This is a genomic window from Pseudanabaena biceps PCC 7429 (assembly GCF_000332215.1).
GTDB classification, from domain to species: Bacteria; Cyanobacteriota; Cyanobacteriia; order Pseudanabaenales; family Pseudanabaenaceae; genus Pseudanabaena; species Pseudanabaena biceps.
In genome coordinates, this window is sequence record NZ_ALWB01000205.1 from 1 (window position 1) to 11,434 (window position 11,434).

The window sequence follows — 11,434 nt, forward strand, 5'->3', positions numbered from 1 at the left end:
TGGGCGGCGCGAAGCGCCGCCCATCCTTACCATACAAATCCTTTCCTTTTGAGGATTAACTGCAAAAGGAATGAGTGGAAATAGGCAAATCAGAAATTCAGAAATATTGCTAGAAATATGGTGAGTGATGATGCTAATGCGTATTGATAAAGATATTCAAAATATCCAAAAGGCGATCGCGGATGCGCTTGCCCGCATTGATACCATTCATCTGGAATATTCTCAGGCGATCGCGCGCGCCACACAGCAACAGATCTTGCTAGCTGTCTTTAGCTTCTGTACTCAAAAATGTCCAGAGGCATTTTTAGCGCTTTCATTATCCGAGCGTCAAGATTTACAGGAGTCTTTGCGAAAAACAATTAAGACACTTTGCGATCGCATACAAGCACAATTAGAAGAATGCGATCGCGATAGTCGAGTTAATCAGGAAAATCTTGATAATTTGCTCAGTAAACTCCTTGATGAGAGTATGGCAACCCTGAACCAGTTATTAGTAGATAGCAAAATATTAAGCGCCGTGCAGATCCAAGGTGACAAAGCCTCACAGATGAGCATTCGTCTTGCGGAGATTGAGTTCACCGATCGCCAAGTTATGTCCCATCGCGGTGAGTTGCGCGTTTTATCGGCAAGGATCGCCCATTTGCAAAACGAGCTAGAAAAGAAATATCAACAAAAGACGATCGCTGAAGCGGAATTAGCTTGGCGATCGGCCTGGGTGGAATAATAATTTCGTGGCGATGGTTTATTTATCCCCACAAAATTATTGGGTTTTATTAACGATTAGTGAAAGCTATGACAAAAAATCGTGTAGTTTATCGGGAGTTTGGTGTACCTGAGGAAGATGACTCAGACAATAATGTGGTCGATTTACCACCACAGCAACAAAATCCTCGCATTCAAGTCACACGCAGAGGCAAGGGTGGAAAGACCGTAACCGAGGTGACAGGTTTTCAGACCACGCCTGAGAATTTGGCAAAACTAACTAAGCAGTTGAAAAATCAATGCGGTACTGGAGGCACATCAAAGGAACAAGCGATCGAGATTCAAGGCGATTGCAGTCAGAAAATTTTGCAGATATTGCTCGGCTTAGGTTACAAAGCCAAAATAAGCGGCAAATAATAAAGGGGGCGCTTGTGCGCCCCCTTTATTATTTGCCGCGTTATACAAATTCACAAAAGTGTGACAACACTTTTGTGAATTAATACCAATTCCCAAAAGTGTGGCTACACTTTTGGGAATTGAAAACCAAACCCAGCAAGGGTTTTCAAATCACAAAATAGCTACGCTATTTTGTGATTTGGTATAACGTCAGTTCGGGTTAAGCTGGCAAATTCTCAAAGCCCGTTTCAAATTATCCTGAATTCACGTTAACCAAAAAATAGGCAGTGCTTTGCGCCTCCCATTCTTTCCCCAAAAGAAGAGTGGTGGTGCTTAGCGCCACCACTCTTCTTTTGGGATTCCGTTGCTATGTTTAGTTTAAAGGTGTTGCAAAGCAACACCTTTAAACTAAGCTCCAACATTCACGGGCGATTTCCCAATCTTCTTGGGTGTGAATTACTAAAACTCTGACTGCCGAATCAGGTGTAGCAATATCGACATCAAACAGTCTCTGATTATTGCGTTCTAAATCCAGTTTCAATCCCAAAAACTCAAATCCCGCACAGGCTGATTCCCTAACTATCGGAGCATTCTCGCCAACGCCTGCGGTAAAGACTAGTACATCTAAGCCCCCAAGACTTGCAACCATCGAGCCAATATGCGATCGCAAACTATGCACATACACATCAAAGGCTAGCTGCGCCTGCCGATCGCCCTCCGAGATCGCCTGAAGAACCAGACGCAGATCTGCGGAAATTCCCGAAATGCCCAATAGCCCAGATTCGCGATTGAGGATGCGATCGAGTTTATCTACATCCATATCGGGCTGATGTAATAAATGAAGCAGAATTCCCGCATCAATAGAACCCGAACGACTACCCATCACCAGCCCCTCTAGGGGCGTAAATCCCATCGTCGTATCAATACTCTCACCGTGACGGATAGCGGCGAGAGAACAGCCATTTCCCAAATGACAGGTAATCAATCGCAAATCTTTAACCTGACGGTTGAGAATTTGAGCGGCGCGATCGCGACAGTACTGATGGCTAATCCCGTGAAAGCCATAGCGCCTTATACCTTGCTCAGTATACTTAGTGGGAATTGCGTAAGTATAGGCAGCAGGAGCCAAATGGGCATGAAAAGCGGTGTCGAAGACAGCTACTTGTGGCTTGTTCTCAAATAATTTTTCGGTGGCGATAATTCCTTCGAGATTGGCGGGATTGTGAACTGGGGCGAAGATGGCTAACCGCGCGATCGCTTCTTTGACTTGATCGTTAATCATCGTACTTTGGCGATATTCTGCTCCTCCATGAACGATGCGATGCCCGATGATATCTACTTCTAGAGGGCTATTGAGAACGGATACTTCCCCATTCCATAGGGTTTCCAGCATATGTTCGATAATCTCAGGACGAGAAGTTGCCGAGATTTCCTCTTCTAAAACTTTGCCATATTGAGGTTTAACCTTAATTTCGGCAAAGCCCTCATGGTGCGTCCAGTCGATGCTCGCTTCCCAAATTGGTTTAGGAGGTGAGTCTGGCAATCCATTGGGGAGATCGTATAGGCAACTTTTTTGGCTGCTTGAGCCTGCATTGAGAACTAAGATTTTCATTTCTTGTTATGGAAATATTCTTATGGAAATATTCTTATGGAAATATTCTTATGGAAATATTCTTATGGAAATATTCTTAGAAACCATTTAAGAATTTGATAGATCCCCCCCAGCCCCCCTTAAAAAGGGGGGAGAATTAAATTCTTCCCCCTTTTTAAGGGGGATTGAGGGGGATCTCTTAGAGTCTTTGACTGCAGAAAGTAATTCTTAAATGGTTTCTTAAGTACCTGACAACACTCGCAGTTCGGCATCCATAAAACTGCGATCGCCCAATAACTTGAGCATGGGACCCAACGCACCAAACTGAACCACACTGAGGGATGCGGCTGGCACATCAATGCGATCACGATATCTTCCCAAATCGATCCCCAATAGGTTACAAAGAATCACCCGAATGGTTGCCTTGTGCGAAACTACTAATACATTGCCCGATGGATAGCTCTCTTGAATCTCGGCAACTACTAATGAAGCTCGACTCGCCAATTGCACTGCGGTTTCGCCACCCGTAGGCGGATTCCATGCAGGTTCGCTTAACCAGCGTAGATAGTCGTCCTTGTAATTCTCCCTGACAAATTCATTACTCAGTCCTTCCCATTTGCCATAACGTAATTCCTTTAGCCCTTCCCGAAACTGCATTTCTGCGCCGATCGCTTCGCATAAAGGCTTGGCTGTGGCGATCGTCCGTTTCATCGGACTGACAAACACGGCATCCCAAGCGATCGCCTGATGAGCCTTACCAAAGGCGATCGCCATTTTTGCCCCATTGTCAGTTAGTTCGGGATCGAGTTCGCCACAATAGCCCCCAGTGCGACTATAGATGGTTTCACCATGACGGAGTAGATATAAATTCAAGCTCATAATTGTTTCTAATTAAACAGCAAGTAACTAAAAAAGCCTTGCAAAGCAAGGCTTTTTTAGTTAGTGGGGATAGCGCCAGTTCACAATTTCAGGTTTGTCGATGCCATTCTCATAGGCATATTGACGGCATTCAATCTGTTGATTGCGGAGAGATTCCTTCGCATGAGCGCCAATACCCTGAAGTTTCGGTACACGGTCAATCACATCGATCGCGAGGCTAAAGCGATCGACTTGGTTATTAATCGCCAGTTCCAAAGGCGTATTGATATTGCCCTTCTCTTTATAGCCACGCACATGTAAGTTTTTGTGATTGGTGCGGCGATAGGCGAGGCGATGAATCAACCAAGGATAGCCGTGGAAGTTGAAAATAATCGGCTTGTCCGTGGTAAAGAGCGAATCAAAATCGCGATCGCTCAAACCATGCGGATGTTCGGTATCGGGCTGAAGCTTGAACAAATCCACGACATTAATAAAGCGAATCTTTAATTCGGGGAAATGCTCCCAGAGCAATGTTGTCGCGGCTAAAGCCTCAAGGGTGAGGATGTCACCACAACCGACTATCACCACGTCAGGCTCGACACCTTGATCGTTACTTGCCCAGTCCCAAATGCCTAAGCCCTTGGTACAGTGCTTAATTGCCTCTTCCATACCCATGAATTGCAAATGCATTTGCTTATCGCAGACGATCACATTTACATAGTCGGTACTGCGCAAGCAGTGATCGGATACCGATAGCAAACTATTGACATCGGGTGGTAAGTAAATGCGCGTTACTTCTGCACTCTTGTTAACGACCACATCTAAAAAACCAGGATCTTGATGGGTAAAGCCATTGTGATCTTGCCGCCATACCGTAGAAGTGATCAAGAGGTTGAGCGATGAAATGGGCGATCGCCAAGGAATCTCTTGGCTAATTTCCAACCATTTGCAATGCTGGTTGATCATGGAGTCGATCACATGGACGAAAGACTCATAGGTAGAAAAGAATCCATGTCTACCTGTCAGCAAGTAACCCTCTAGCCATCCCTCTAGAGTATGCTCACTGAGGATTTCCATCACGCGCCCATCAGCAGCAAGCTCACCCCCATCCGCATCCTCAGGCAGATATTCCGCAATCCAGAACTTCTTACTAACTTCGTAAACTGCTTGCAGCTTATTGGATGTATTTTCATCGGGACCAAAGACACGGAAATTGTCCATGTTTTGACGCATCACATCACGTAGAAATACACCTAAGGGTTTAGTGTTTTCCACTTCGATTTGTCCTGCGCGCTCGATTTGTACGCCGTAATCACGAAAATCAGGCATTCTCAAAGCGCGGCGCAATAAGCCCCCATTCGCGATCGGATTGGCACTCATGCGGCGATTGCCCGTCGGTGCGAGATCCTTTAATTCGGGAATTAACTTACCCGCAGCATCGAACAATTCTTGCGGTTTATAGCTTTGCATCCAATCTTCCAACATTTTTAGATGTTCGGGATTGTTATGCATTCCTGAAAGTGGAACTTGGTGCGCCCGCCAAAAACCTTCCACCTTATGTCCATCTACTTTTGCAGGTCCCGTCCAACCCTTAGGCGTGCGCAATACAATCATCGGGAACTTGGCTCTTGTGGGCGTACCCGTAGATCTAGATTCCTGTTGAATACGTCTAATCTCATTCAGGCAATGTTCTAGGGTAGCTGCGATCGCTTGATGCATCGATTCGGGTTCGGAACCTTCCACAAAGTAAGGTTGATAGCCATAACCCACAAATAGACTTTCTAGTTCTTCGTGGCTAATTCGCGATAGGACAGTGGGATTATTAATCTTATATCCATTTAGGTGCAGAATGGGCAATACAGCGCCATCCCGAATGGGATTGATAAATTTGTTAGAATGCCAAGCCGTCGCGAGGGGGCCAGTTTCCGATTCGCCATCGCCAACCATCACTACCGAAATCAGATCGGGATTGTCAAATACAGTTCCGTAAGCATGGGAAACGCTGTAACCGAGTTCGCCGCCTTCATGGATCGATCCTGGAGTCTCAGGCGTACAGTGACTGCCAATCCCTCCTGGAAAGGAAAACTGCTTGAAGAAGTGCCTCATGCCTTCTTCGTCCTCGCTGATATTGTGATAGATCTCCGAGTAAGTTCCTTCTAAATAGACAGGACCTAAAATTCCAGGTGCACCATGTCCGGGTCCTGCTAAAAAGATGGCATTGAGATCGTATTTTTTAATGAGACGATTCATATGCGTATAGACAAAACTCATACCAGGACTCGATCCCCAATGCCCTAGCAAGCGATTTTTGATATGTTCTGGCTTTAGGGGCTCACGCAAAAGCGGATTTTCGCGTAGATAGATCATCCCGATCGCTAAATAGTTACAAGCCCGCCAGTAGGCATCTATTTTCCGAAGTTCTTCTGCACTGAGAGGATTTCCGACAACGGTCGAGCGCGCCTTACCATAGCAGCTAATATTCGCGTTATTGGTAGTAGAAGAGTCCGTGTCAGCTATTTTGAGAGGAGTTGATACCATAAGATTACGATTTGTTCCTGTCGCTAATTTGATTGCGCCTTCTGACCTCACAACTTTAACCGACATTCCCAAAATCCTTAGTGATTTGCATATCTCCTTTAGATTTGTGCGCTGGGATCGCTTATATCTAGGAATAGGGTTTAGTTGCTTTAGATCTATTGCGATCTATTACGCCGCTAAGTTTATTAAGTAGCTAAGCATAATTAAAAAACAAAACCAGAGAGCGTAACGCCCGCTACGCGGGCGTTACGCTCGTCTAGGTTTTAAGTTTACTTATGCTTAGCTACTTAGTACAGGACAGATGTTGGCGCGAAGCGCCACCATCTGTCCTTTGGGGTTTATAAATATTTCGTTGCCATAAGTAGCTGGGCATAGTTAAATCCCAGAATCAAAACCTGTAGCGCACGCTGCGCGTGCGCTACAGGTTTTGGGGTTTTATGTTTTGCGCCTAGCTACTTAACGTGAGTTCGGAATAATTTGAAACGAGCTTTGAGCAAGGGTTTGCGTAGCAAACCCTTGCTCAAAGCCCAAAATTAAAAGCCTTGCTACGCAAGGCTTTTAATTTTGGGCTTTTAAAATTTGCCAGCTTAAACCGAACTGACGTTACTTATCAGGGAATATCGCAGGGAATATTGGTGGTTATGGCATTCTTTTGCTCTGTAATTACCAATCAATTACTAGACAAGCCCAAATTTTGTTGTCAAAAAAAGTTAACATTAACTTAATAATTCGCTAGCTCTAGGTAAAAGATCCTACTAAGTAAGCGGGATTAATTAAATATAAAACCCTAAAACCTGCGGCGCATGCTGCGCGTGCGCCGCAGGTTTTAGATCTAGATTTTAATTATGTCCAGCTACTTAGATCGCTAGATCAATGCCTGCAAGCCAGTAGTTTCTAAAGATTACTCCTTAACTTGCGAACTTGCGTCCCATTCACAAACGCAAACTCAGTAATTTAAACCTTTTACCAGCACATTATCAGCAAAAGTCATGGCTCGACAACTCAAAAATATTGCACCGCATGGTGGTCAGTTAATTAATCGCCTCGCCTCAGAAGCCCAAAAAGAAGTTTTTTATAGCAAAGCTGACCACTTGCCATGCGTGCAACTGACTGAGCGATCGCTGTCCGACCTTGAGCTAATTGCGATCGGTGGCTTTAGTCCCCTCACTGGCTTCTTGGGGAAGGCTGACTATGAATCTGTCGTCTTAAATATGCGCTTGGCGAATGGATTACCTTGGTCGATTCCGATTACCTTGCCTGTTACTAGTGAATTAGCCGATAGCCTCAATATTGGTAGTCTAGTTCGCCTCAACGATCCACAGGGTATATTTATAGGCGTATTAGAACTAAGCGAAAAATATAAGTACGACAAACTGAAAGAAGCCCTGCATGTCTATCGTACTAATGAAGATCGGCATCCAGGGGTTAAGGTCGTCTATGGTCAAGGTGAGGTATATCTAGGTGGTGATGTATGGTTGTTAGAGCGTCGTCCGCATCCACTTTTTCCTACCTATCAAATCGATCCTGTCGATTCTCGCGAATTATTTATTCAAAAAGGCTGGCGAACAGTTGTGGGCTTCCAGACCCGCAACCCGATCCACCGTGCCCATGAATATATTCAGAAATGTGCGTTGGAAATAGTCGATGGGTTGTTCCTCCATCCTCTGGTTGGTGCGACTAAGAGTGATGACGTACCTGCGGATGTGCGGATGCGTTGCTACGAGATCATGCTAGAGCATTATTTCCCCTTAGATCGCGTCACCTTAGCGATTAATCCTGCTGCCATGCGCTATGCAGGTCCTCGCGAAGCAATTTTCCATGCGTTAATTCGCAAAAACTATGGTTGCACCCACTTCATCGTCGGACGCGATCATGCTGGAGTCGGTGACTATTACGGAACCTACGATGCGCAACATATTTTCTATGAGTTTGAGGATGGCGAACTGGGAATTATTCCTTTAATGTTTGAACATGCTTTTTATTGCAAACGCACGCAGGGCATGGCGACGACAAAGACTAGCGCTAGTCTCCCCGAAGAAAGGGTGCATCTATCGGGTACCAAGGTTCGCGAGATGCTTCGCCGTGGGGAATGTCCACCTCCTGAGTTCTCGCGTCCTGAAGTGGCTGCTGAGCTAGCCAAAACCATGCATAAAATGGCGATCGAGGAAGCTGCTACGGGCTTTGAAATATAAGCATTAAAGAAGAGCCGCTTTGCGGCTCTTCTTTAATGTTTAATACCAATTCACGAAAGTGTGACAACACTTTTGTGAATTAAAAACTAGACCTAGTAAGAGTTTTCAAGTTAAGAAATGGCGTTGCTATTTCTTAACTTGGTATCAGGGTTTTCAAATTAAGAAATAGCCGCGCAATTTCTTGATTTGGTATCAGTTCTTTAGTCTCAATAATACAATTTTCAACCATGCAATACGTTTTGATTATCCATGAAGTCGCCGACTATCCAGCTTGGAAGAAGGTTTTTGACGATGCGGCGGATATTCGTAAAGAAGCTGGCGAACGCTCCTATCAGGTTCTCAAATATGAAAACGAGCCTAATAAAATTGTCCATTTTTCAGCATGGACGGCGATCGCTGATGCGAAAAAGTTTTTTGAGTCGCCTAAACTAATTAAAATCAGAGCCGAAGCAGGGGTCAAATCTCCAGACTTTATCTACCTAGAGCAGCTTGAGTCGGGGATTCTCTAATTTTCTAATTTTAAGCTTTTTAGAAGTTGTTTTAAAAGCGGGAAAATCCCAAGCTTAACAGGCTAGCTAGCTTCTCACTCTAATTCTGGCATGGCTAACTTAGGAAATACAATTACAAAGAACCCCATCCATGCCGTTATGGGGATCGCTACCAAAGCCGACAGCCAAATTATTTTAAATAATAACCAACTGGCGCTAATAATCGAGAATCCAGTCAGAATAATCGACCAAGGCTGACACCACCAAGGTTTATGATTCCAAACGCTATCAGGTTTTTCTAAGGTCATTTTTTAATTTCCCATTGATTAATACCAATTCACGAAAGTGTGAAAACAGTTTTGTGAATTAAAAACTAAACCTAGTAAGGGTTTTCAAGTTAAGAAATGGCGTAGCCATTTCTTAACTTGGTATAAAGAGGTCGTGCGAAACACGACCTCTTTAAATTTTACATGCGTTCTAAAACGCGGATACCAAGAAGATTTAAACCCAGCTTAAGGGTTTTGGCAGTGATGTCACACAGGCTTAGGCGCGAGATTCTTTCTGATTCCTCGGCTTGTAATACTGGGCATTGCTCGAAGAATTGATTGAACTTTTGACTGAGTTCAAAGAGATATTGACAGAGACGATTTGGGAATAACTCTTCCGCAACCGCATCGATCGCTTCCGCAAATTGCAACAGGTGCTTGGCTAAGACAATCTCAGGATCTTGGGTGAGATGGATCGCCGCATCTAAACTGGTAAAATCAATTTCGCCTTTACGCCCAATCCCCTGCACCCGCACATAGGCATAGAGCATATAGGGCGCTGTATTGCCCTGTAGGGCTAACATCTTATCAAAACTAAAAATATAGTTACTGGTACGATTTTGGGAAAGGTCGGCGTACTTCACTGCCCCAAGTCCGACGGCTTCGGCGACATCTTGTTTGAATTCATCAGATGCATCGGGATTGCGGATTTCGATATCGGTACGTGCGCGCACAACTGCTTCTTCGAGGAGACTCTTGAGGGCGATCGTATCGCCCGATCGCGTTTTAAATTTCTTGCCATCTTCACCCATCACCAACCCAAAGGGAACATGGGTAGTCTGCACGGTTTCAGGAATCCAATTTGCGCGCTTCGCAACTTGGAAAACTTGGGCAAAATGCCCCGCTTGCCCAATATCAGTTACGTAAATAATCCTTGTGGCTTTGTCTTCGTTAATGCGATAGCGTAGGGCGGCGAGGTCAGTGGTTGCGTAGTTATAGCCACCATCGGTCTTCTGAATAATTAGGGGTAAGGGTTGACCGTCTTTATTGCTAAATCCTTCTAGAAAGACGCATAAAGCACCTTGATCTTCTTGGAGCAACCCAGTTTCGCGGAGATCGGTAACGACATCGGCTAAGAATGCATTATAAAAAGATTCGCCACGTTCCTCTAATTGAATATTGAGGGTGTCATAGATCTTTTGGAACTCGCGGCGTGACTGTTCGCAGAGCAGTTGCCATGCTAGTTTGGCTTCAGCCCCTCCCGCTTGCAACTCCACCACCGCCGCGCGGGAAATTTCTTTAAATTCTGCATCTTCATCAAAGCGTTTTTTGGCGGCGCGATAGAGTTCTACTAAGTCACCGATCGCGATCGCATCGGCTTTAGTCAGTGCATCGGGATAGACTTCGCGCAGGTAGGTAATCAACATCCCAAATTGCGTTCCCCAGTCGCCAACATGGTTGAGACGCAGGACTTCATGTCCTTGAAATTCTAAAATTCTGGCAATACTGTCACCGATAATCGTCGATCGCAAATGTCCAACATGCATTTCCTTAGCAATATTCGGGCTGGAAAAATCGACGATCACGCGCTCAGGTTTATCGACCTTGGCGATCGCGAGGCGATCGCTTTTTTGCATTTTTGCTAATTGGGTTTCTAAGTAACTAAGTTTCAGCTTTAAGTTAATAAATCCCGCCCCCGCGATCGTCGGAGGCTCAAATATATCGTCAACTTGTAAATTTGCAATTATCTGCGCCGCTACATCTTGGGGCTTTTGTTTGAGCTTTTTGGTTAAACCTAGGGCGGCATTGCATTGATAATCGCCAAATTTTGCATCCTTAGATGGGGCGACAGCAGGATCGTAGTTATCGTATGCCTCACCAAAGGCGGCAGCGATCGCTTTAGAGCAACGTATCTTTAAATCGGATAAAACGGAGGTAGTCATGGGTTAGTTGTCGCTTTTTGGCTAGGGAGATCAATATAGCGTTTTTTAAGATCTCTTGACTGACAACCCATTTTAGAGTGGCGGCGCTTTGCGCCGCCACTCTAAAATGGGTTTTAGATTTTAACTTATACCAATTCACGAAAGTGTAACAACACTTTCGTGAATTAAAAACCAAACCCAGTAAGGGTTTGCAAAGCTCAAAATGGCTACGCCATTTTGAGCTTTGGTATTACTTGACTATAGCTATACATACCTCCATCAAATCTAGAGGGAGAGGGGAACTCTAAAAGCAATTTTAACTTCTAAGTTTTAAAGATTCAAAATGCATAAACTGGATTACTGGAGTTTAGACTAAGTTGATTAAGCTAATCAGAAAAAGAGCAGGAAAAAGTAACCCAGAGAATGGAGAACTGGGCAAATCCAAGAGAATGAAAAGGAGAATATTTAGGATTAGGAATTA

The 11,434-nt window shown here is 44.6% G+C and carries 9 protein-coding genes; 4 read left to right on the plus strand and 5 right to left on the minus strand.

Annotation, left to right across the window (positions count from 1 at the left end; genetic code table 11):
• Nucleotides 1–136: 136 nt before the first annotated feature.
• Together PSE7429_RS18265 and PSE7429_RS18270 are read left to right on the plus strand one after the other, a co-directional pair.
• Complete coding sequence (locus PSE7429_RS18265; RefSeq protein WP_144052536.1) at nt 137–724, plus strand: hypothetical protein; 588 nt, start codon at nt 137–139, stop codon at nt 722–724.
• Between the two features lie 68 nt (nt 725–792).
• Nucleotides 793–1,119, plus strand: coding sequence for a translation initiation factor (locus PSE7429_RS18270; RefSeq protein WP_009628803.1), 327 nt, complete (start codon nt 793–795; stop codon nt 1,117–1,119).
• Between the two features lie 382 nt (nt 1,120–1,501).
• Here PSE7429_RS18270 and PSE7429_RS18275 read toward each other — a convergent pair whose 3' ends face one another.
• The 3 genes from PSE7429_RS18275 to PSE7429_RS18285 all read right to left on the minus strand — a co-directional run bounded on the left by PSE7429_RS18275 (nt 1,502) and on the right by PSE7429_RS18285 (nt 6,085).
• A complete protein-coding gene (locus tag PSE7429_RS18275) occupies nt 1,502–2,710 on the minus strand; it encodes an acetate kinase (RefSeq protein WP_009628804.1) in 1,209 nt (402 codons plus the stop codon).
• Nucleotides 2,711–2,929: 219 nt separating this feature from the next.
• On the minus strand, nt 2,930–3,568 hold the full coding sequence (locus tag PSE7429_RS18280; RefSeq protein ID WP_009628805.1) for a histidine phosphatase family protein: 639 nt from the start codon (nt 3,566–3,568) through the stop codon (nt 2,930–2,932).
• A gap of 60 nt (nt 3,569–3,628) precedes the next feature.
• Nucleotides 3,629–6,085 carry a phosphoketolase family protein gene (locus PSE7429_RS18285; RefSeq protein ID WP_040689445.1) on the minus strand — a complete coding sequence of 819 codons (2,457 nt, stop codon included), beginning with the start codon at nt 6,083–6,085 and terminating at the stop codon, nt 3,629–3,631.
• Nucleotides 6,086–7,074: 989 nt separating this feature from the next.
• Between PSE7429_RS18285 and sat the strand changes: the two genes are divergently transcribed.
• Both sat and PSE7429_RS18295 read left to right on the plus strand, forming a co-directional pair.
• Nucleotides 7,075–8,277 carry a sulfate adenylyltransferase gene (gene sat, locus PSE7429_RS18290; protein WP_009628807.1) on the plus strand — a complete coding sequence of 401 codons (1,203 nt, stop codon included), beginning with the start codon at nt 7,075–7,077 and terminating at the stop codon, nt 8,275–8,277.
• Between the two features lie 227 nt (nt 8,278–8,504).
• Nucleotides 8,505–8,786: a hypothetical protein gene (locus PSE7429_RS18295; RefSeq protein WP_009628808.1), complete on the plus strand. Its 282-nt coding sequence runs from the start codon at nt 8,505–8,507 to the stop codon at nt 8,784–8,786.
• Between the two features lie 74 nt (nt 8,787–8,860).
• Here PSE7429_RS18295 and PSE7429_RS18300 read toward each other — a convergent pair whose 3' ends face one another.
• Complete coding sequence (locus PSE7429_RS18300; RefSeq protein ID WP_009628809.1) at nt 8,861–9,073, minus strand: DUF6737 family protein; 213 nt, start codon at nt 9,071–9,073, stop codon at nt 8,861–8,863.
• Between the two features lie 158 nt (nt 9,074–9,231).
• Entirely contained in the window at nt 9,232–10,974 is a 1,743-nt protein-coding gene (argS, locus tag PSE7429_RS18305) for an arginine--tRNA ligase (protein WP_009628810.1), read from the minus strand.
• Nucleotides 10,975–11,434: the final 460 nt, after the last annotated feature.